20 protein-coding genes are annotated in these 20603 nt (G+C 69.8%); 1 reads left to right on the top strand and 19 read right to left on the bottom strand.

Annotation, left to right across the window (positions count from 1 at the left end; translation table 11 throughout):
- Positions 1-20: 20 nt before the first annotated feature.
- Positions 21-1844, top strand: coding sequence for a glycosyl hydrolase family 18 protein (locus ACZ4V1_RS20820; protein ID WP_468338095.1), 1824 nt, complete (start codon positions 21-23; stop codon positions 1842-1844).
- A 65-nt stretch (positions 1845-1909) separates the two neighbouring features.
- Here ACZ4V1_RS20820 and ACZ4V1_RS20825 read toward each other — a convergent pair whose 3' ends face one another.
- The 19 genes from ACZ4V1_RS20825 to ACZ4V1_RS20915 form a co-directional block, all read right to left on the bottom strand.
- On the bottom strand, positions 1910-2356 hold the full coding sequence (locus tag ACZ4V1_RS20825) for a DUF2550 domain-containing protein (RefSeq protein ID WP_468338098.1): 447 nt from the start codon (positions 2354-2356) through the stop codon (positions 1910-1912).
- A gap of 142 nt (positions 2357-2498) precedes the next feature.
- Complete coding sequence (locus ACZ4V1_RS20830) at positions 2499-2873, bottom strand: F0F1 ATP synthase subunit epsilon (protein ID WP_468338101.1); 375 nt, start codon at positions 2871-2873, stop codon at positions 2499-2501.
- 130 nt (positions 2874-3003) lie between these two features.
- Positions 3004-4440, bottom strand: a complete 1437-nt coding sequence (atpD, locus tag ACZ4V1_RS20835; protein WP_468338104.1) for a F0F1 ATP synthase subunit beta — start codon at positions 4438-4440, stop codon at positions 3004-3006.
- The gene (locus tag ACZ4V1_RS20840) at positions 4440-5357 is read right to left on the bottom strand and encodes a F0F1 ATP synthase subunit gamma (RefSeq protein WP_468338107.1); all 918 of its coding nucleotides are present in this window, start codon (positions 5355-5357) and stop codon (positions 4440-4442) included. The genes atpD and ACZ4V1_RS20840 overlap by 1 nt, the downstream gene beginning before the upstream one ends.
- 21 nt (positions 5358-5378) lie before the next feature.
- A complete protein-coding gene (gene atpA / locus ACZ4V1_RS20845) occupies positions 5379-6968 on the bottom strand; it encodes a F0F1 ATP synthase subunit alpha (protein ID WP_468338111.1) in 1590 nt (529 codons plus the stop codon).
- A 156-nt stretch (positions 6969-7124) separates the two neighbouring features.
- Positions 7125-7940 (bottom strand): F0F1 ATP synthase subunit delta, encoded by an 816-nt coding sequence (locus ACZ4V1_RS20850; RefSeq protein WP_468338114.1) that lies wholly within the window; start codon positions 7938-7940, stop codon positions 7125-7127.
- Positions 7937-8491, bottom strand: a complete 555-nt coding sequence (locus tag ACZ4V1_RS20855) for a F0F1 ATP synthase subunit B (protein WP_121749216.1) — start codon at positions 8489-8491, stop codon at positions 7937-7939. The genes ACZ4V1_RS20850 and ACZ4V1_RS20855 overlap by 4 nt, the downstream gene beginning before the upstream one ends.
- Before the next feature lie 40 nt (positions 8492-8531).
- On the bottom strand, positions 8532-8762 hold the full coding sequence (gene atpE, locus ACZ4V1_RS20860; RefSeq protein WP_009321656.1) for an ATP synthase F0 subunit C: 231 nt from the start codon (positions 8760-8762) through the stop codon (positions 8532-8534).
- 77 nt (positions 8763-8839) lie between these two features.
- A complete protein-coding gene (gene atpB / locus ACZ4V1_RS20865; protein ID WP_468338118.1) occupies positions 8840-9682 on the bottom strand; it encodes a F0F1 ATP synthase subunit A in 843 nt (280 codons plus the stop codon).
- A 210-nt stretch (positions 9683-9892) separates the two neighbouring features.
- Complete coding sequence (locus ACZ4V1_RS20870) at positions 9893-10327, bottom strand: hypothetical protein (protein WP_468338121.1); 435 nt, start codon at positions 10325-10327, stop codon at positions 9893-9895.
- A gap of 289 nt (positions 10328-10616) precedes the next feature.
- Positions 10617-11942 carry an MraY family glycosyltransferase gene (locus ACZ4V1_RS20875; protein WP_468338124.1) on the bottom strand — a complete coding sequence of 442 codons (1326 nt, stop codon included), beginning with the start codon at positions 11940-11942 and terminating at the stop codon, positions 10617-10619.
- Between the two features lie 130 nt (positions 11943-12072).
- Complete coding sequence (locus ACZ4V1_RS20880) at positions 12073-13329, bottom strand: serine hydroxymethyltransferase (RefSeq protein ID WP_468338127.1); 1257 nt, start codon at positions 13327-13329, stop codon at positions 12073-12075.
- A 111-nt stretch (positions 13330-13440) separates the two neighbouring features.
- Entirely contained in the window at positions 13441-14118 is a 678-nt protein-coding gene (locus tag ACZ4V1_RS20885) for an arsenate reductase/protein-tyrosine-phosphatase family protein (RefSeq protein ID WP_468338130.1), read from the bottom strand.
- A complete protein-coding gene (locus tag ACZ4V1_RS20890; RefSeq protein WP_468338133.1) occupies positions 14115-14762 on the bottom strand; it encodes an L-threonylcarbamoyladenylate synthase in 648 nt (215 codons plus the stop codon). The genes ACZ4V1_RS20885 and ACZ4V1_RS20890 overlap by 4 nt, the downstream gene beginning before the upstream one ends.
- A gap of 49 nt (positions 14763-14811) precedes the next feature.
- Positions 14812-15651 (bottom strand): peptide chain release factor N(5)-glutamine methyltransferase, encoded by an 840-nt coding sequence (gene prmC, locus ACZ4V1_RS20895; protein ID WP_468338136.1) that lies wholly within the window; start codon positions 15649-15651, stop codon positions 14812-14814.
- A gap of 79 nt (positions 15652-15730) precedes the next feature.
- Positions 15731-16807 (bottom strand): peptide chain release factor 1, encoded by a 1077-nt coding sequence (gene prfA, locus ACZ4V1_RS20900; RefSeq protein WP_468338139.1) that lies wholly within the window; start codon positions 16805-16807, stop codon positions 15731-15733.
- 109 nt (positions 16808-16916) lie between these two features.
- Positions 16917-17141, bottom strand: a complete 225-nt coding sequence (rpmE, locus tag ACZ4V1_RS20905; protein WP_019326867.1) for a 50S ribosomal protein L31 — start codon at positions 17139-17141, stop codon at positions 16917-16919.
- A gap of 151 nt (positions 17142-17292) precedes the next feature.
- Positions 17293-18435, bottom strand: a complete 1143-nt coding sequence (locus ACZ4V1_RS20910; RefSeq protein WP_468338142.1) for an LCP family protein — start codon at positions 18433-18435, stop codon at positions 17293-17295.
- Positions 18436-18776: 341 nt separating this feature from the next.
- Positions 18777-20576, bottom strand: a complete 1800-nt coding sequence (locus ACZ4V1_RS20915; protein ID WP_468338144.1) for a trypsin-like serine protease — start codon at positions 20574-20576, stop codon at positions 18777-18779.
- Positions 20577-20603 lie beyond the last annotated feature (27 nt).

Here is a 20603-nt window from a genome sequence, read left to right on the forward strand (position 1 = left end):
CCCCACATAAGGAGGCGCGCATGCGCTTCAGACACAAAGCAGCGGCGCTCGTCGCGGCCCTGGCGCTTCCCCTCGCCGGATTGGTCGGGCTCGCGAGTCCCGCCCAGGCGGCCACCAGCGCGACGGCCACCTTCGCCAAGACCTCGGACTGGGGCACCGGCTTCGGCGGCAAGTGGACCGTGAAGAACACCGGCACCACGACCATCAACTCCTGGAACGTCGAGTGGGACTTCCCCTCCGGCACCAAGGTCACCTCCGCCTGGGACGCCACGGTCACCAACTCCGGTGACCACTGGACCGCCAAGAACGTCGGCTGGAACGGCACCCTCGCCCCCGGGGCGTCGGTCTCCTTCGGCTTCAACGGCAGCGGCCCCGGCTCCCCGTCCAACTGCAAGCTCAACGGCGGCAGCTGCGACGGCACCTCCGTCCCCGGCGACAAGGCACCCTCGGCGCCCGGAACGCCCACCGCGTCGGGCATCACCGACACCTCGGTGAAGCTGTCCTGGTCGGCGGCGACCGACGACAAGGGCGTCAAGAACTACGACGTCCTGCGCGACGGCGCCAAGGTCGCCACGGTCACCGGCACCACCTACACCAACACCGGCCTGACCGCCGGCACCGACTACTCCTACACCGTCCAGGCCCGTGACACCGCCGACCAGACCGGCCCGGTCAGCGGCGCGGTCGCGGTCCGCACCACCGGCGGCGGGGGCGGCAACCCGGACCCCGGCGGCGAGGTCAAGCTCGGCTACTTCACCAACTGGGGCGTCTACGGGCGCAACTACCACGTGAAGAACCTGGTCACCTCCGGCTCCGCCGAGAAGATCACGCACATCAACTACGCCTTCGGCAACGTCCAGGGCGGCAAGTGCACCATCGGTGACGCCTATGCCGACTACGACAAGGCGTACACCGCCGCCCAGTCCGTCGACGGCGTCGCCGACACCTGGGACCAGCCGCTGCGCGGCAACTTCAACCAGCTGCGCAAGCTGAAGGCCCAGTACCCGCACATCAAGGTGCTGTTCTCCTTCGGCGGCTGGACCTGGTCCGGCGGCTTCCCCGACGCCGTGAAGAACCCGGCCGCCTTCGCCAAGTCCTGCCACGACCTGGTCGAGGACCCGCGCTGGGCCGACGTCTTCGACGGCATCGACCTGGACTGGGAGTACCCCAACGCCTGTGGTCTCAGCTGTGACACCACCAGCGCCCCGAACGCCTTCAGCACCATGATGAAGGCCATGCGGGCCGAGTTCGGCGACGACCTGGTCACCGCCGCCGTCACCGCCGACGCCTCCGACGGCGGCAAGATCGAGGCCGCCGACTACGGCGCCGCGGCGCAGTACATCGACTGGTACAACGTGATGACGTACGACTTCTTCGGCGCCTGGGCGAAGAACGGCCCCACCGCCCCGCACTCGCCGCTGACCTCGTACGACGGCATCCCGCAGCAGGGCTTCAACTCCGCCGAGGCGATCGCCGGGTTCAAGGCGGCGGGCGTGCCCTCCGGCAAGCTGCTCCTCGGCATCGGCTTCTACGGCCGCGGCTGGACCGGCGTCACCCAGTCCGCGCCCGGCGGCACGGCCACCGGCCCGGCGACGGGCACGTACGAGGCGGGCATCGAGGACTACAAGGTCCTCAAGAACAGCTGCCCGGCCACCGGCACCGTCGCCGGCACCGCCTATGCGCACTGCGGCAGCAACTGGTGGTCCTACGACACCCCGGCCACCGTCAAGTCGAAGATGGACTGGGCCGAGCAGCAGAAGCTCGGCGGCGCCTTCTTCTGGGAGTTCAGCGGCGACACCGCCAACGGTGAGCTGGTGAGCGCGATCGACAGCGGTCTGAAGTAGGACCCGGCACGTTCCGAACCTCGTCCGCCCTCCCCCGTACTTCCCCTGGGGGAGGGCGCACGTGGTTACGCCACGTTCACCCGCTGTCCGGGCGGGGCCGCCTCCAGCCACGCGAGAAACCCGGTCAGCGCGTCCTCGCTCATCGCCAGCTCGAGCCGCGTGCCCCGGTGCAGACAGGCCAGGACGACGGCGTCGGAGAGCAGCGCCAGCTCCTCCTCGCCGTCGGGGACGCGGCGGCCGGCCACCTCGATCGCGGAGCGCTCCAGGACGCGGCGCGGGCGCGGGGAGTACGAGAAGACGCGGTACCACTCGACCCGGTCGCCGTTGTAGCGGGCCACCCCGTAGGACCAGCCCTTGCCGCCGCCGTCGCCCTCTTTGGGGGCCTCCCAGCGCAGGGAGCAGTCGAAGGTGCCGCCCGACCGCTGGATCAGCCGGCGGCGCAGACCGAAGACGAAGAGTCCGATCACCACCAGGGCGACGACAATTCCGCACACAGTCAGAGCGAGGGCCATCGACACCGACCTCCTCGTCTCCTAGGTAACGGAACGGAAAAAACACCCGGATCTGCCTCAGCCGCGGCCGGGTCCGGATGGCTCCGGTCCCAGCCGCGGCTGAGTGACGTCATGACACGACGCTATCGCACAGTGCTGTGGATCAGCGTCCCGCCGCCGCGCGCAGTCGGACGTCCGCGCGACGCTCGGCGTGGGCGTCGCCCTCCGCCTTCGCGCGCTCGAGCTCCCGCTCCGCGCTCTGGACATCGATCTCGTCCGACAGCTCGGCGATCTCGGCCAGCAGCGACAGCTTGTTGTCGGCGAACGAGATGAAACCGCCGTGCACCGCGGCGACGACCGTCCCACCGTCACTCGTACGAATGGTCACCGGGCCCGACTCCAGCACACCGAGCAGCGGCTGGTGACCGGGCATGACGCCGATGTCGCCGGACGTGGTGCGCGCGACGACCAGAGTGGCCTCGCCGGACCAGACCTCTCGGTCGGCCGCGACCAGCGCGACGTGCAGATCAGCAGCCAAGGTGGCTCCTCGGGTCACCACCCGGCGGGAGAGCCGGGTGTTGGTTACAAGTCTAAGGGGCGTGACGGAGGGGGCGGGACGCGCCCGCCCCCTCCGGTGTGAGCCCTGGGGCTCACGGTGAGCGCGAGGCTCAGGAGACGCCGAGCTCCTTCGCGTTCTTCTTCAGGTCCTCGATGCCACCGCACATGAAGAACGCCTGCTCCGGGAAGTGGTCGTACTCACCGTCGCAGATCGAGTTGAACGCGGCGATCGACTCCTCCAGCGGCACGTCCGAACCGTCCACGCCGGTGAACTGCTTGGCGACGTGGGTGTTCTGGGACAGGAAGCGCTCCACGCGACGGGCACGGTGGACGACGAGCTTGTCCTCCTCGCCGAGCTCGTCGATACCGAGGATCGCGATGATGTCCTGCAGGTCCTTGTACTTCTGCAGGATGCTCTTCACCCGCATCGCGGCCTGGTAGTGGTCCGCCGCGATGTACCGCGGGTCGAGGATGCGGGACGTCGAGTCCAGCGGGTCCACGGCCGGGTAGATGCCCTTCTCGGAGATCGGACGGGAGAGCACCGTCGTCGCGTCGAGGTGGGCGAAGGTGGTGGCCGGGGCCGGGTCGGTCAGGTCGTCCGCGGGGACGTAGATCGCCTGCATCGAGGTGATCGAGTGACCACGGGTCGAGGTGATGCGCTCCTGGAGGAGACCCATCTCGTCGGCCAGGTTCGGCTGGTAGCCCACCGCGGAGGGCATGCGGCCGAGCAGGGTCGACACCTCGGAGCCCGCCTGGGTGAAGCGGAAGATGTTGTCGATGAAGAACAGCACGTCCTGCTTCTGGACGTCGCGGAAGTACTCGGCCATGGTCAGGCCGGCCAGCGCGACGCGCAGACGGGTGCCCGGCGGCTCGTCCATCTGACCGAAGACCAGCGCGGTCTTGTCGATGACGCCGGACTCGCTCATCTCGTCGATGAGGTCGTTGCCCTCACGGGTGCGCTCACCGACACCGGCGAACACGGAGACACCGTCGTGGTTGTTGGCGACGCGGTAGATCATCTCCTGGATGAGCACCGTCTTGCCGACGCCGGCACCGCCGAACAGACCGATCTTGCCGCCCTTGACGTACGGGGTCAGCAGGTCGATGACCTTGACGCCGGTCTCGAACATCTCGGTCTTCGACTCGAGCTCGTCGAAGTTCGGCGCCTTGCGGTGGATCGGCCAGCGCTCACCGGTGTAGGTCTCGTCGACGTTCAGCACCTCACCGAGGGTGTTGAACACCTTGCCCTTGGTGAAGTCGCCGACGGGGACGGAGATGGCCGTGCCCGTGTCGGTCACCGGGGCCTGGCGGACCAGGCCGTCGGTGGGCTGCATGGAGATGGTGCGGACCAGGCCGTCACCCAGGTGCTGGGCGACCTCCAGGGTCAGCGTCTTCAGCTCGCCCGCCTTCGCCGGGTCGGCGACCTCGACGTGGAGGGCGTTGTAGATCTCCGGCATCGCGTCGACGGGGAACTCCACGTCGACGACCGGGCCGATGACCCGGGCGACGCGGCCCGTGGCCGTCGCGGTCTCAACAGTGGTGGTCATTAGTTGTCACTCCCCGCGTTCGCGTCGGCCAGGGCACTGGCGCCACCGACGATCTCGCTGATTTCCTGGGTGATTTCGGCCTGGCGGGCCGCGTTGGCAAGACGGGAGAGCGTGTTGATCAGCTCGCCCGCGTTGTCGGTGGCCGACTTCATCGCGCGCCGCGTGGCGGCGTGCTTGGAGGCGGCCGACTGGAGCAGCGCGTTGTAGATGCGGCTCTCGACGTAGCGCGGCAGCAGGGCGTCGAGGACGTCCTCCGCCGACGGCTCGAAGTCGAACAGCGGAAGGATCTCGTCCTTCGTCGCCGACTCCGCGGCCACCTCGTCGAGGCGCAGCGGCAGCAGCCGGGAGTCGACCGCCGTCTGCGTCATCATCGAGACGAACTCGGTGTAGACGATGTGGAGCTCGTCCACGCCGCTCTCCGCCGTCTCCTTCTCGATGGCCTCGATCAGCGGCGCCGCTACCTTCTTGGCGTCCGCGTAGGAGGGCTCGTCGGTGAAGCCCGCGAACGACTCCGCGACCTTGCGCTCACGGAAGTTGTAGTGGGCCAGACCGCGCCGGCCGACGATGTACGTGTCGACCTGCCTGCCGTCGCGCTCGAGGCGCTCGGTCAGCTGCTCCGCCGCCTTGATGGCGTTGGAGTTGAAGGCGCCGGCCAGACCGCGGTCGCTCGTGAGGAGCAGGACCGCGGCACGGGTCGGGTCCTCCGCCTCCGTGGTGAGCGGGTGCTTGGTGTTCGACCCGGTACCGACCGCCGTGACCGCGCGGGTCAGTTCCTGCGCGTACGGCGTGGAGGCCGCCACCTTGCGCTGCGCCTTGACGACGCGCGAGGCGGCGATCATCTCCATCGCCTTGGTGATCTTCTTGGTCGCGGTGACGGATCGGATGCGACGCTTGTAGACCCGGAGCTGGGCTCCCATGAGTCAGGTCCCTTCCTTACGTCACTTGGCGGTGGACGGGGCGTCCTCGCCGAGCAGCCTGCCGTCCGAGGTCTCGAACTGCTTCTTGAACGCGGTGATCGCCTCGGCGATGGCCTGCAGGGTGTCGTCGGACATCTTGCCGCCCTCGCGGATGGAGGTCATCAGGCCCTGCTCCTGGCGGTGCAGGTACTCGAGGAGCTCCTTCTCGAAGCGGCGGATGTCGGCGACCGGCACCTCGTCCATCTTGCCGGTGGTGCCGGCCCAGACGGAGACGACCTGGTCCTCGGTGGCCATCGGCTGGTACTGGTCCTGCTTCAGCAGCTCGACCATGCGCTGGCCGCGCTCCAGCTGCGACTTCGACGCGGCGTCCAGGTCGGAACCGAAGGCGGCGAACGCCTCCAGCTCACGGAACTGGGCGAGGTCCACGCGCAGTCGGCCGGAGACCTGCTTCATGGCCTTGTGCTGGGCGGAGCCACCGACGCGGGAGACCGAGATACCGACGTTCAGGGCCGGACGCTGACCGGCGTTGAACAGGTCGGACTCCAGGAAGCACTGGCCGTCGGTGATGGAGATGACGTTGGTCGGGATGAACGCCGAGACGTCGTTGGCCTTGGTCTCGACGATCGGCAGACCCGTCATCGAACCGGCGCCCTCGGCGTCGGAGAGCTTGGCGCAGCGCTCCAGCAGACGGGAGTGCAGGTAGAAGACGTCGCCGGGGTAGGCCTCGCGGCCCGGCGGGCGGCGCAGCAGCAGCGACACGGCGCGGTAGGCGTCGGCCTGCTTCGACAGGTCGTCGAAGATGATCAGGACGTGCTTGCCCTCGTACATCCACTGCTGGCCGATGGCCGAGCCGGTGTACGGCGCCAGGTACTTGAAGCCGGCCGGGTCGGACGCCGGGGCGGCCACGATGGTCGTGTACTCCAGCGCGCCGTTCTCCTCCAGCGCGCCGCGGACCGACGCGATGGTCGAGCCCTTCTGGCCGATGGCGACGTAGATGCAGCGGACCTGCTTGCTCGGGTCGCCGGTGCGCCAGTTGTCACGCTGGTTGATGATCGTGTCGACGGCCAGCGCGGTCTTGCCGGTCTGGCGGTCGCCGATGACCAGCTGACGCTGACCACGGCCGATCGGCGTCATGGCGTCGACGGCCTTGTAGCCGGTCTCCATCGGCTCGTGCACCGACTTGCGCTGCATGACGGTGGGGGCCTGCAGCTCGAGGGCGCGGCGGCCCTCGGTCTCGATCTCGCCGAGGCCGTCGATCGGGTTGCCGAGGGGGTCGACCACACGGCCGAGGTAGCCCTCGCCCACCGCGACCGACAGGACCTCGCCGGTGCGGGTGACCGGCTGGCCCTCCTCGACGCCGCTGAACTCACCGAGGATGACGCAACCGATCTCGCGCTCCTCGAGGTTGAGGGCGAGGCCGAGGGTGCCGTCCTCGAACTTCAGCAGTTCGTTGGCCATGGCCGAGGGGAGGCCCTCGACCTTCGCGATGCCGTCGCCGGCAAGGGTGACCGTACCGACCTCCTCGCGCGAGGCCGCGTCCGGCTTGTACGACTGGACGAAGTTCTCCAGCGCGTCCCGGATCTCCTCCGGCCGGATCGTGAGCTCCGCCATCTGAGTTCCCTGCTCTCCTTGTTGGGCCCGAAGTTTCACTTGGGGGGTATTCCACGAGTCGGGGACTCCCCCCAAAAAGAGGTGAATCCTCTGCACGGCCCAACCAGGGCCGTCGTAAGTACGTACTGCTTGCTGTGCTGTTGTCGCGCGGAAGTGTCAGCTCGCCAGTCGGCGGCCTGCGTCCTCCAGGCGGTCCGCGATGGAACCGTTGATGACCTCGTCACCGACCTGCACCCGGATTCCGCCGAGGACCTCGGGGTCCACGTCGAGGTTGAGGTGCATCGGGCGGCCGTAGACCTTCGCGAGGGCCGCGCCGAGGCGCTGCTTCTGCGTGTCGCTCAGCGGCACCGCCGAGGTGACGACGGCGACCATCCGGTCCCGCCGGTCGGCGGCGAGCCTGGACAGGGATTCGAGTCCCGCCTCCAGGCTACGTCCCCGCGGCGCGGTGACAAGGCGCGTCACCAGACGCTCGGTGGTCACGTCCGCCCGGCCGCCGAGCAGGCTGCGCAGCAGCTCGCCCTTGGCCGGGGTGGTGGCCGAGCGGTTGGTCAGCGCGGCGCGCAGCTCGGTGTTCGAGGAGACGATCCGGCCGAACCGGAACAGCTCGTCCTCGACGTTGTCGAGCCGGCCCCGCTTCTGCGCGGCGGTGAGGTCGGCGGTGTTCGCCAGCTCCTCCAGCGCGTCCACCACGTCGCGGGACTGCGACCAGCGGGAGCGCACCAGGCCGGCCACCAGGTCCGCGGTGGTACCGCTGACCTGGGTGCCGAGGAGGCGCTGAGCGAGGTCGGCCTTGCCCTGACCGTCCTGCGCCGGGTCGGTGAGGACCCGACGCAGCGACACCTCGCGGTGGAGCAGCGCGGTGACGGCGGCCAGCTCGTCGGCGAGCGAGCCGGCGTCCACGGACGTGGAGTCCGTCAGCGCGTCGAGACGCTCGCGTGCGGCAGCCAGGGCCTCGCGGCTCGCTCCGTTCATCGCGTTGCCTCTGCCTTCGTCGCCTTGTCGTCCAGCTCGTCCAGGAAGCGGTCGATGACGCGGCTCTGCCGGGCGTGGTCCTCGAGGGACTCGCCGACGAGCTTGCCGGCCAGCTGAGTGGCCAGCTGTCCGACGTCCTGGCGCAGCGCGGACGCGGCGGCCTTGCGGTCGGCCTGGATCTGGGCGTGACCGGCGGCGATGATCTCCTCACGCTGCCGCTGGCCTTCCGCGCGCATCTCGGCGATGAGCGTGGCGCCCTGCTCCTGCGCCTCCTGGCGCAGTCGCGCGGCCTCGTGCCGGGCCTCGGCGAGCTGGGCCTTGTACTGCTCGAGGACGCTCTGGGCCTCGGTCTGCGCGGCCTCGGCCTTCTCGATACCGCCCTCGATGGCCTCGCGACGCTCTTCCAGAACCTTGTTGATGTTCGGGAGCAGCTTCTTGGCGAGGAAGCCGAAGACGATGACGAAGGCGATCAGGCCGATGACAAGCTCGGGGATCGGCGGAATGAGAGGGTTCTCACCCTCTGATGCCGCGATCGTGAGCAGCTGGCTCATGTGGGTGCCTTTCGTCTAGTCGGCTGGTCTGTGTCAGCGATCAGTAGCCGTAGACGAACGGCATGACCAGACCGATCAGGGCGAGCGCCTCACAGAAGGCGAAGCCGAGGATCTGGTTGGCACGGATCAGGCCGGCGGCCTCGGGCTGGCGGGCGAGGGCCTGGGTGCCGTTACCGAAGATGATGCCGACGCCGACGCCGGGGCCGATCGCGGCGAGACCGTAACCGATGGAACCGAGGGAACCTTCGACGGCAGCAAGGGTCTGGGACATGCCAGTTCTTCCTTTTCCTTTACGGACCGGTGGGGGTTGGCCACCGGACGACTTGTTGAGGGCGGGCGGTTGCCGGCTCAGTGGTGCTCGGCCAGCGCGCCCTGGATGTAGGTGCACGTCAGCAGGACGAACACGTACGCCTGCAGGGCCTGGATGAACAACTCGAAGGCGGTCATCACGATGACCATCACGAACGAGACACCCGCGTAGGCGATGCCGACGCCGTTCAGCAGGTACCAGCTGGCGATCGTGAAGAGCAGCAGCAGCGTGTGACCGGCGAACATGTTGGCGAACAGTCGCACGGCGTGGGTGAACGGCCGGATCAGCAGGTTCGAGAAGAGCTCGATCAGCATGGCGAGCGGCAGCACCGCGCCGAGCGACTTGTCGTAGCCGGTGACGTTCTTCCAGAAGCCGACGAAGCCGTGCCGCTTGAAGGTGAGCGAGACCCACAGAACGTAGACGATCAGGGCCAGGACCATCGGGTAGGCGATGATCGAGGTGACCGGGAACTGGGCGACCGGAATGATCGACCAGAGGTTCATCATCCACACGAAGAAGAACAGCGAGACCACGAGGGGGACGTACTTCTCGCCCTCCTTCTTGCCGATGGTCTCGTAGACGACACCGCGCCTGATGAAGTCGTAGCCCGCCTCGGCCACCATCTGCAGCTTGCCCGGAACGACCTGCGGCCTGCGGAAGGCGGCCCAGAAGAAGCCGATGACGATGACCGAGCCGAGCAGCGCCAGCAGCATCGTCTTGTTGAAGTACAGGTTGCTGTCCCCGTCGCCCAAGAGGGGCTGGAACAGGAACGAGTGCAGGCCCGGGGAGACCTCTGCGAAGCCGCAGCCGTCAAAGATGTGACAGTCGGTGTCGAAGGCGAGCACCTGTGTCGGGTCAGCACTCACCGCGGGCTCCTTCATCGTGGCGCATGGGTACGGCAACCTCGTTGTGTCGGCGCGGCGCGCGGCCGCGGTTCGGCACGGGACTGGTGTTACGGATGTGGGGGCGGCTGTGGGGCATCTCGCCTCGCGATTGAGCAGGCGTCAGCTCGGATGCCCGCGCCCGCGATGCCGCAGTTGGCACCGGACGATAGCAGGACTTCACGTGCCTCTTTATCCCGGCCCTACCCCTCACGACGAGTGGCCCGTCTTTTCGGGCTTTTCGCTCGACGAGTCGGGTTCGACGTAGAGAATCTTGGACTTCATGTGGGCGCGCGTCTGGGCGGCGATCCAGGCAAGGGTGCCGGCGACCAGCGTGAGCGCGAAGGCCCGGGAGTTGAACAGCGTCGTGTTCTTGAACGCGGCGACGAAGATGAACAACAGAAGAATCTGTGCCGCGTAGAGCATCAGGCCCATCGCCTGAAAGAGGTGCGGAAGCGATTTCGCGGTGCGCTGCAGGATGTAGAGGCCGAGCCCCATGAAGAGGATCACGACGAGCGTCCCCACCACGGCGCCGACCGCCCCCTTGCCGCCGGCGACCACGGCGCTGACGACGGCGGCTACAGCGCCGACGGCAGCCGTGGGCACGGCAGCCTGAAGCAGGATCCGGACGTCATTGGACGGCATGGCGGCAACTCCGCTTTCACACACAGGGGGCAGGTGTCGTCATGGACGAGCGTAATCCCGGGCCGAACGGAGTCCTCGCGCCCAAGAGACCGTCGCACTACGGTCCTTAGGCTCTACCCGGGGGTTCTCGTGAACCGTATCACAAACTATTTGATGAGGTCTTTACCTGCGGGTGTGCTTGCTGTCACACATGAGAGTGACAGTGCGCGTCTGTGCAATTACTGCACCCACTTGTCTGGTAATGGGGCAGTTCGTTCCCCCACGAGTTGGCAATGCTCTAGTCAGATTCTTACCTTGTCCGCGAACGGGGGCCGACGGCGGTCGCCCCGTTGACCCCCGGCACGCCTGGGCCCCCCGAGACGCCGGCGGCGACCGGGACACGCTCGTCCGCCCGTTCCGCTTCCTCCCCGGCCACGGCGGGCCCGGCCTCGGCCGCCGCCACCGCCTTGCGGCGGCGGTAGCGGGGCGGCACGAAGCGCTCGGCCCAGCGCGGGGCGCGCGGTGTGAAGCGCGGCAGCAGGAGCAGGACCAGGCCGATCGCGCTCAGGAAGACGACGCTCAGCACGATCCACATGGACGCGGCGTTCACGGAGTAGGCGAGCGCGCCGAAGGCGATCAGCGCCGAGAAGAAGTACATGATCAGCACCGCGCGGCTGTGCGAGTGCCCGATCTCCAGCAGCCGGTGGTGCAGGTGCCCCCGGTCCGCGGCGAACGGCGACTGGCCGCGCCAGGTGCGCCGGACGATGGCCAGGATCAGGTCGGCGGCCGGGATGGCGATGATGGTCAGCGGCATCAGCAGCGGGATGTAGACGGGCACCATCTGGTGCACGGTGTTGCGCTCGGACCCGGAGAACAGCCGCATCGCGTCCGGGTCCACCTGTCCCGTCACCGAGATCGCGCCCGCCGCCAGCACCAGGCCGATCAGCATCGACCCCGAGTCGCCCATGAAGATCCGGGCGGGGTGCATGTTGTGCGGCAGGAAGCCCAGGCACATGCCCATGAGGATGGCCGCGAACAGCGAGGCGGGCGCCGCCGCCTCGATGCCGTACGAGTACCAGATCCGGTAGGCGTACATGAAGAACGCCGCCGCCGCGATGCACACCACGCCCGCCGCGAGACCGTCGAGGCCGTCCACGAAGTTGACCGCGTTGATGGTGATGACGACCAGCGCCACCGTCAGCAGGGTGCCCTGCCACTGGGTGAGCGCCACGTTGCCGACGCCCGGGACGGGAATCCACAGGATCGTCAGACCCTGCACCACCATCACGCCGGCGGCGATCATCTGTCCGCCCAGCTTGATCAGGGCGTCGATCTCGAACTTGTCGTCCAGGACGCCGATCAGCCAGATCAGGGCGGCTCCGGAGAGCAGGGCCCGCGGCTCGTTGGACTTCTCGAAGACCTCACTCAGGTTGGTGAGGTGGTCGGCGACCAGCAGGCCCGCGCACAGTCCGAAGAACATCGCGATCCCGCCGAGGCGCGGAGTGGGCTCCCGGTGCACGTCACGTGCCCGGATCTCCGGCATCGCCCCCGCCACGATCGCGAATTTCCGTACCGGCCCTGTCAGCAGATACGTCACCGCGGCCGTGATGCAGAGCGTCAGCAGGTATTCACGCACGGGCTTCCCCACAGGTCTCGCTGGCCATTCCCAGCCCACCACCCTAGCGATGCGCGCATACGGTTGGGGACTTCCGGGTAGCGACGATGGTTGCACGTGTGGCTGTGCACGTGCGTGCGGCTACCCCGGCTCAGTCCGGATAGGGCGGGAATTCCGCGACCAGATCCCGTACGTCGTCCCGCGCCGCGGCGGCGTCCGTGCCGCCCCGGAGCACCCCCGCGAGCAGGGTGGCCACCGCCCGCATCTCCCGCTCCCCCATGCCCTGTGTGGTCACGGCCGCGGTGCCCAGGCGCAGCCCGCGGGCGTCGCCGTGCGGCAGCGCACAGCAGTCCAGGACGATACCGGCCGCCGCGAGCCGGCCGCGCGCGGCCTTCCCGTCGACGCCCAGCGGCGCCGGGTCGGCGGTGATCAGATGCGTGTCGGTGCCGCCGGTGGTGACGACCAGCCCCTCGGCCACCAGATGGGCCGCGAGCGTCCGGGCGTTGGCGATCACCTGATGGGCGTACGCGGCGTACGCGGGGGTCGCCGCCTCACCGAACGCGACCGCCTTGGCGGCGATGGTGTGCATCTGCGCGCCGCCCTGCGTGAACGGGAAGACGGCCCGGTCCACCCGTTCGGCCAGTTCGCTCCCGCACAGGACCATGCCGCCGCGCGGCCCGCGCAGCACCTTGTGGGTGGTGGCGCACACGACGTCGGCGTACGGCACCGGACTGGGAGCCGCTCCCCCCGCGACCAGCCCGATCGGGTGGGCGGCGTCCGCGACGAGGTAGGCGCCCACCTCGTCGGCGACGTCGCGGAAGAAGGCGTAGTCGACGTGGCGGGGGTAGGCGATCGAGCCGCACACGATCGCCTTGGGCCGGTGCGTACGGGCCAGGGTGCGCACCTGGTCGTAGTCGATGAGCCCGGTCTCCGCGTCCACTCCGTAGCCGACGAAGTGGAACCAGCGGCCGGAGAAGTTCGCGGGCGAGCCGTGGGTGAGGTGGCCGCCGTACGGCAGGCCCAGCGCGAGGACGGTGTCGCCGGGGCGCAGCAGCGCGGCGTAGGCGGCCAGCACGGCGGAGGAGCCCGAGTGGGACTGCACGTTGGCGTGCTCGGCGCCGAAGAGCTCCCGGGCCCGCTCCACGGCGAGCCGCTCGGCGACGTCGACGATCTCGCAGCCGCCGTGGTGCCGGGCGCCCGGGTACCCCTCGGCGTACTTGTTGGCCAGCGGTGAGCCGAGGGCGGCCAGCACGGCGGGGGACGTGAAGTTCTCGGCGGCGATCAGCTGGAGGGTCGTCGACTGCCGGCGGCGTTCGGCGAGCAGGATCTCGGCCAGCTGGGGATCCTGGCGCAGCAGGATCCCGAGCATGCTGTCATCGGCCTCGCGGACGTCGTGGGTGACCGACATGATGCGCTCCGGGCGTGCGTCGACGGTGACGTACGACCAATGTAGGCCCGGGTGGCCGCAGGCGCCCGCGTTGTGGCGCCGCCGTGGGGGGCCACCCGGGCGCATCGCCGCCTACGTCCGCGCCGCGACCCCCGTCAGCGCCGTCACCACCGGGTCCAGCGCCTGGTGTATCTCGTCCCCGACCGACCGGAAGAACGTCAGCGGCGCCCCGTACGGGTCGTACACCTCGTCCGCCTCCACCGTCGGCGCCAGCAGCCACCCGCGTAGCGCGGCCGCCGCGCGGACCAGGGCGCGCGCCCGGGTGACCAGGCCCTCGTCCAGGGAGGGCAGGGTGGCGGGGTCGATGGCGTTCACCAGGCGGGTGAACTCCTTGAGGGTGAAGGTGCGCAGCCCCGCCGAGTGCCCCATGGAGATGACCTGGGCGCGGTGGTCCCGGGTCGCCGTCAGCACGAGGTCGGCACGGATGACGTGCTCGTCCAGCAGCTCGCGCCCGGTGAAGCCGGCCGCGTCCGCGCCGAAGTCCGCGAGGACCGTCTCCGCGTTCGCCTCCATGGGCGCGCCCTCGTGGCCCCAGGTGCCCGCGCTCTCCACGATGAGGCCGCCGCCCAGCACGCCGAGCCGCTCCGTCACGAAATGCCGGGTCAGCCGCTCGGTGATGGGCGAGCGGCAGACGTTGCCGGTGCTGACGTGGAGGATGCGGAAGCTGTCGCGCGGAAAGCCGAACGTCGTCGTGATCTCCGCGGCGCGTTCCCCGTTGCCTATGCCACGCCCCGTCTCAGGGGCCGTCAATTCGCCACCTCGAGGTCGGGTACCACCTTGCGCAGTTCCTCGGCCGACAGCGCGCCCGCGCGCAGCAGCACGGGCACCTCACGGGTCACGTCGACGATGGACGACGGGACGTTGCCGGGCGTGGGGCCGCCGTCGAGGTAGACGGAGACGGAGTCGCCGAGCATCTGCTGGGCGGCGTCGCAGTCCTCCGGCGCCGGGTGGCCGGTGAGGTTGGCGGAGGAGACGGCCATGGGGCCGAACTCGGTGAGCAGCTCGATGGCGACGGGGTGCAGCGGCATGCGGACGGCGACCGTGCCGCGGGTGTCGCCGAGGTCCCACTGGAGGGACGGCTGGTGCTTGGCGACGAGCGTCAGCGCGCCCGGCCAGAAGGCGTCGACCAGCTCCCAGGCCATCTCCGAGAAGTCGGTGACCAGGCCGTGCAGGGTGTTCGGCGAGCCGATGAGGACGGGCGTGGGCATGTTGCGGCCCCGGCCCTTGGCGTCCAGCAGGTCGGCGACGGCCTCCGAGGAGAAGGCGTCGGCGCCGACGCCGTACACGGTGTCCGTCGGCAGCACCACGAGCTCGCCACGGCGGACGGCGGACGCGGCCTCGCGCAGACCGGTCACACGGTCGGTCGCGTCGTTGGTGTCGTATCGCCGTGCCATTAGCGGGCCTCCTCGTACACGTACTGCGGGGTTGAAGTCTGGGCGGTGATCACGGCAGTGCCTTGCGGGCGGTCGCGAACCGCGGGCGGTTGTTGAGGTCGGGGTGGTCCGCCGCGTCGGCCCAGCCCCGCTCCTCGGTGAAGATCCACGGCACCTGGCCGCCCTGGGTGTCGGCGTGCTCGACGACGACGACCCCGCCGGGGCGCAGCAGGCGGTGGGCGGTGCGCTCCAGGCCGCGGATCAGGTCGAGGCCGTCCTCGCCGGAGAACAGGGCCATCTGCGGATCGTGGTCGCGGGCCTCGGGAGCGACGTACTCCCACTCGGTGAGCGGGATGTACGGCGGGTTGGAGACGACCAGGTCGACCTGGCCGTCGAGGTCCGGGAAGGCCGTCAGGGCGTCTCCCTGGCGAAGCTCGACCCTGGATCCCTCCACGTTCTTCCGCGTCCACTTGAGGGCGTCCTCGGACAGCTCCACGGCGTACACGCGCGAGCGCGGCACCTCCTGGGCGAGCGCGAGCGCGATGGCCCCCGAGCCGGTGCACAGGTCGACGATGCAGGGCTCGACGACGTCCATGGCGCGTACGGCGTCTATGGCCCAGCCGACGACCGACTCGGTCTCGGGGCGGGGCACGAAGACGCCGGGGCCCACCTGGAGCTCCAGGTAGCGGAAGTACGCGCGTCCGGTGATGTGCTGGAGCGGCTCGCGCGCCTCGCGGCGGGCGACGACCTCCCAGTACCGGGCGTCGAAATCCGCGTCCGGCACGGTGTGCAACTCGCCCCGCTTGACGCCGTGCAGATACGCCGCGAGTTCCTCCGCGTCGGTGCGCGGCGAGGGCACGCCGGCGTCGGCCAGTCGCTGGGTGGCCTGGGCCACCTCCGCGAGCAGCACGCTGCGGGGGTTCGGGGGTCGCCCCCCGTGATGTTGCCGCACGCTGGTCCTCCGAGCTGTCTGACGAGGCTGACGCGGGTTACGCGGCAGCGAGCTTGGCCGCCGAGTCCGCGTCGACGCAGGCCTGGATCACCGAGTCGAGGTCGCCGTCCAGGACCTGGTCCAGGTTGTACGCCTTGAAGCCGACACGGTGGTCCGAGATGCGGTTCTCCGGGAAGTTGTACGTACGGATCTTCTCGGAGCGGTCGACGGTGCGGACCTGGCTGCGCCGGGCGTCCGCGGCCTCCTTCTCCGCCTCCTCCTGCGCCGCCGCGAGCAGCCTCGAGCGCAGGATACGCATCGCCTGCTCCTTGTTCTGCAGCTGGCTCTTCTCGTTCTGGCAGGAGGCGACGACTCCGGTGGGAATGTGCGTGATGCGCACGGCGGAGTCGGTGGTGTTGACGGACTGGCCGCCGGGGCCGGAGGACCGGTAGACGTCGATGCGCAGGTCGTTCGGGTTGATCTCGACGTCGATCTCCTCGGCCTCGGGCGTGACGAGCACGCCGGCCGCGGAGGTGTGGATGCGGCCCTGGGACTCGGTCGCGGGCACCCGCTGCACGCGGTGCACCCCGCCCTCGTACTTCAGCCGCGCCCAGACGCCCTGACCGGGCTCGGTGGCGCCCTGGCCGCCCTTGGTCTTCACGGCGACCTGGACGTCCTTGTAGCCGCCCAGCTCGGACTCGGTGGCGTCGATGATCTCGGTCTTCCAGCCGACCCGCTCGGCGTAGCGCAGGTACATGCGCAGCAGGTCCCCGGCGAAGAGCGCCGACTCGTCGCCGCCCGCCCCGGCCTTGATCTCCAGGATGACGTCCTTGTCGTCGCTGGGGTCGCGCGGGACGAGCAGCAGCCGGAGCTTCTCGGTGAGCTCCTCGCGCCGCTTGTCCAGCTCCTTGACCTCGGCGGCGAAGTCCGGGTCGTCGGCGGCCAGCTCGCGAGCGGTGTCGACGTCGTCGCCGGTCTGCTTCCAGGAGCGGAACGTGGCGACGATCGGGGTGAGCTCGGCGTACCGCTTGTTCAGCTTGCGCGCGTTGGCCTGGTCGGAGTGGACCGACGGGTCGGCGAGCTTCTTCTCCAGGTCGGCGTGCTCGGCGACGAGTTCCTCGACGGCCTCGAACATCTTGGGCTCCTGCTTACTGCTTGGGAAGGGGAAGGCGGGCGACCAAAAACGCCGGTCCCGGCGCTCCCCCGGCTGGGGGCGCGGCCGTGGACCGGCGATTGGGGGCTCGCTACTTCTTGGAGCCGGCGGCAGCCTTGCCGAAGCGGGCCTCGAAGCGGGCCACACGGCCACCGGTGTCGAGGATCTTCTGCTTACCCGTGTAGAACGGGTGGCACTCGGAGCAGACCTCGGCCCGGATGGTGCCGGACTCGATGGTGCTGCGGGTGGTGAACGACGCGCCACAGGTGCAGCTGACCTGCGTCTCGACGTACTCGGGGTGGATGTCGCGCTTCAAGGTGTCTCCTACTGTTCCGGGAGGGCGCCGGGTCGCCGCCGCGGGATGCGGGAGCGTGAACCGGAGCCGACGTACCAGTCTGCCAGGACTGGGGTCTTCTCCCAAAACCGGGGGTCGCGGTCGTCTATTCCCCACGCCGTTCCCGACACCTCTACGGGGCGCTGTTCACCACGCCGTTGGCGCCGCCCGACGCGGTGCCTTCCGTGGCCGCCGCCGGAATCGGCTCGTCGTTCTTCAGGGCCGTCCACACCTGTTCGGCCTGGGTTTTCGCCACCAGGACGCGGTTGGCGTCCGCGGGGTCGTAGATCACCGGCATGGTGACCATGTGCATGTTGGCGGGGCCGATGCCCTTGAGGCCGCTCGCGAAGGACATCAGGGAGTTCACCGAGCCCAGGTCGGAGTCGGTGGTGACGGTCTTGGTGGCGGTGTCGGCGATGTCGTACAGCTTCTTGGGGTTGCCGAGCAGGCCGATGTCCTTGACCTGGTCGACCAGCGCCTTGACGAAGGCCTGCTGGAGCTGGATGCGGCCGAGGTCGGAGCCGTCGCCGACGCCGTGCCGGGTGCGGACCAGGCCGAGGGCCTGCTCGCCGTCGAGCGTGTGGGTGCCGGCCGGCAGGTCGAGGTGACTGTCGGGGTCCTTGATGGCCTCGGTGGTGGTGACGTCGACGCCGCCGAGGTCGTCGATGAGCTGCTGGAAGCCGGTGAAGTCGACCTCCAGGTAGTGGTCCATGCGCAGGCCGCTGACCGACTCGACGGTCTTCACGGCACACGCCGCGCCGCCCGTGGAGTAGGCGGAGTTGAACATCACGTCGGTGGCGGCGGCGTGCTCGCCGCCGTCGGTGTCGGTGCATTCGGGGCGGTCGATGAGGGTGTCGCGCGGGATGGAGACCACGCTGGCCTTCTTGTGGCCCTTGTAGACGTGCACGACCATCGCCGTGTCGGAGCGGGCGGTGCCGTCGTCGGTGCCGCCGCCGAGCTTCTTGTTGCCGCCGGAGCGGGTGTCCGAGCCGAGGACGAGGATGTTCTCGGAGCCGTTGTCGGCCTTCGCCGGCCGGTCGGTGCCGAGGGCCTGGTCGATGTCGACGCTCGTGAGGTTGCCGTTGAGCTTGAAGAACAGGACCCCGGCTCCGGTGCCGCCCAGCACGAGAACGCCCGCGGCGGTCCAGGCCGTGACCAGCAGGGCTTTGCGTCGCTTGTCGCGGGGCCTGCGGCGGCGGCCCTTGCCGCGGCGGCGCGACCCGGCGGCTCCGGACTCCCCCGGTATGCCGGGTTGCGGCGTGCTCTCGGCGGACATGTGCTCCTCGGTTCTCGTTGCGGTCGGGTACCCCCTGGGTGCGATGCCGTGTGCGGTCGGTCAAAACCCGTACGGCACCATCGTCGCTCCGTTCGGTACGACGGAGAAACCGGGGAAAGAGTTGCACAACGGTCTGTGGCGGCCGGGTGGAGCGACGGTCACACAGCGTGTTCGAAGTGCTGCGTCCCGCTCCGCTGACCTGCGGTTACCTCTCAGGCTCGGCAGGTGTTCGCAGTCGGTTACCGAGCGCACGCGTGTGGCGAAGATCGCAGTGTGTCACCGTGCGAAGGGCCGCCCCCGAAGGGGCGGCCCTGGGCTCCACCACGGTGCTACCGGTCGGATCAGCCGAGGAGGTCGAAGGCCCCCCAGCCGCCGCCGACCCGGACCCGGCTCGCGAACGTCGCCGAGGCCGAGCCGGTGCCCTTGTACAGCCACATCACACCGGAGGTGTCGCGGGCCAGCAGGTCGGGCCTGCCGTCGCCGGTGACGTCACCGGCGGTGGCGAAGGCGTCGTACGTGTTCCAGCCGCCGCCGACCCGGATGCGCTTGCCGAGCGCCGGCGAGGCTACGCCGGTGCCCGGGTAGAGCCACAGCACGCCGGAGCCGTCCCGCGCCAGCAGGTCGGGCTTGCCGTCGCGGTTGTAGTCGCCCTTGCCGGTGATGGTGTAGCTCGACCAGCCGCCGCCGATCCGGACGCGGGTGCCGAACAGCCCGTCGCCCTTGCCCGGGTAGAGCCACAGGACGCCGTACTTGTCCTTGGCCACCAGGTCGGGGCGGGCGTCGCCGGAGAGGTCGCCCGGAACGCGGATGTCCTTCATCACGTTCCAGCCGCCGCCGACGCGGATCGACTCGTAGCGGTCGTCCCCGTTGAACGCGAAGTCGTACAGGACGCCGTCCGGCGTGCGGTAGAGGTAGTCCTGGAAGAAGTCGCGGTTCAGGTCGGCCTGGCGCACCAGGCTCAGCCCGCCCCAGTCGCCCAGGGCGACGCGGTCGGCCAGGTAGGGCCACCGGTTGCCGAGGGAGTAGTACTCGTAGGCCTCGCCGCCGGGGGTGCGGGCGAACAGGTCCGCGAGGCCGTCGAAGTCGAGGTCGGCGTCGTCGACGCGCGCGTTGATCGCGCCGACGTAGGAACGGGTCTTGGCGAAGACGCTGTGGGCCCCCTTCGCGACGCAGTCCTTGACGCCCCAGGACACGACACCGGCGATGCGGCCGTTCACCACGAGCGGGCCGCCGGAGTCGCCGTTGCACGGGGAGACCGTGCCGGCGTCCTGGCCGGAGGCCGGGTCGCCGGCGCAGGCCATCCGGCCGGGCTGGAAGTCGGAGCCCCAGTAGGAGGTGCAGGACGCGTCCGACCGCATCGGCACGGTCGCCTTCTTCAGAGTCAGCGAGATGACCTCGCTGGTGGAGCTGGTGCGCCCCCAGCCGTACACCGTCGCCGGGGTGCCGTTCGCGTACGAGACGGTGTCGGAGCTCGATGTCGGCTGCAGCGTCTTGTACGGCAGCGCCTCGCTCAGCGTCAGCACCGCGACGTCACCGGCCAGGGTGGCCGTGTCGTACGTGGGCTCGACCCACTGGCGCCAGACGCCGGCGACCCGGCCGCCGTGCAGGTCGTCGTCGTCCGGCAGCCGGTCGGTGCCGGCGACGACGGCGCCGTGCGTCGCCCAGTCGAGGCCGGACACGCAGTGCGCCGCGGTCAGCACCTTCGCCGGGGCCACCAGGGTGCCGCCGCAGAAGTAGCCGTCGTCGTCGGCCGGGTCCTGGGTGCCCTTGTCGTCGTAGTAGTGCAGCTGCACCATCCACGGCGCCTCGGCGATGGTCGCGCCCGTCCCGCCGATGATCTTCGGGTCGGCGGTGCCGGACGGAGTCTCGGGGCCCGCGTCCGCCTCGGGGTCCGCGTCCGCCCCCTGCTTCGCGCCGGGCACGGCCGCGGTGCCGTCCTGGAGCGCGGTCTTGGAGCCCTGGATCCGCTCCAGCAGCTCGGCCTGGGAGGCGCCCGCCTTCTCGGTGACCGCAGGCTGGGGCGGTACGGGGGCGGCGCCGGACGCCTGGGCGGGGGTGGTCGCGAGGACCGCGCCCGAGAGGGCGAGTGCGGCGACGGCCGCGGGAAGAGCCAGGTGGGCTCTTCGAGGGGTGGATGTCACTCGGGTCTCCTGTCACCGTCGGTGTGC

The organism is Streptomyces sp. NPDC028991 (assembly GCF_055564775.1).

What these genes read in the sequence shown, in the direction of transcription:
- ACZ4V1_RS20820 (WP_468338095.1), top strand. Translation starts at nt 21, where the DNA reads ATGCGCTTCAGACACAAAGCAGCGGCGCTCGTCGCGGCCCTGGCGCTT.
- ACZ4V1_RS20825 (WP_468338098.1), bottom strand. Translation starts at nt 2,356, where the DNA reads ATGGCCCTCGCTCTGACTGTGTGCGGAATTGTCGTCGCCCTGGTGGTG.
- atpD (WP_468338104.1), bottom strand. Translation starts at nt 4,440, where the DNA reads ATGACCACCACTGTTGAGACCGCGACGGCCACGGGCCGCGTCGCCCGG.
- ACZ4V1_RS20840 (WP_468338107.1), bottom strand. Translation starts at nt 5,357, where the DNA reads ATGGGAGCCCAGCTCCGGGTCTACAAGCGTCGCATCCGATCCGTCACC.
- atpA (WP_468338111.1), bottom strand. Translation starts at nt 6,968, where the DNA reads ATGGCGGAGCTCACGATCCGGCCGGAGGAGATCCGGGACGCGCTGGAG.
- ACZ4V1_RS20850 (WP_468338114.1), bottom strand. Translation starts at nt 7,940, where the DNA reads ATGAACGGAGCGAGCCGCGAGGCCCTGGCTGCCGCACGCGAGCGTCTC.
- ACZ4V1_RS20855 (WP_121749216.1), bottom strand. Translation starts at nt 8,491, where the DNA reads ATGAGCCAGCTGCTCACGATCGCGGCATCAGAGGGTGAGAACCCTCTC.
- atpE (WP_009321656.1), bottom strand. Translation starts at nt 8,762, where the DNA reads ATGTCCCAGACCCTTGCTGCCGTCGAAGGTTCCCTCGGTTCCATCGGT.
- atpB (WP_468338118.1), bottom strand. Translation starts at nt 9,682, where the DNA reads ATGAAGGAGCCCGCGGTGAGTGCTGACCCGACACAGGTGCTCGCCTTC.
- ACZ4V1_RS20870 (WP_468338121.1), bottom strand. Translation starts at nt 10,327, where the DNA reads ATGCCGTCCAATGACGTCCGGATCCTGCTTCAGGCTGCCGTGCCCACG.
- ACZ4V1_RS20880 (WP_468338127.1), bottom strand. Translation starts at nt 13,329, where the DNA reads ATGTCGGTCACCCACGACGTCCGCGAGGCCGATGACAGCATGCTCGGG.
- ACZ4V1_RS20890 (WP_468338133.1), bottom strand. Translation starts at nt 14,762, where the DNA reads ATGGCACGGCGATACGACACCAACGACGCGACCGACCGTGTGACCGGT.
- prfA (WP_468338139.1), bottom strand. Translation starts at nt 16,807, where the DNA reads ATGTTCGAGGCCGTCGAGGAACTCGTCGCCGAGCACGCCGACCTGGAG.
- ACZ4V1_RS20910 (WP_468338142.1), bottom strand. Translation starts at nt 18,435, where the DNA reads ATGTCCGCCGAGAGCACGCCGCAACCCGGCATACCGGGGGAGTCCGGA.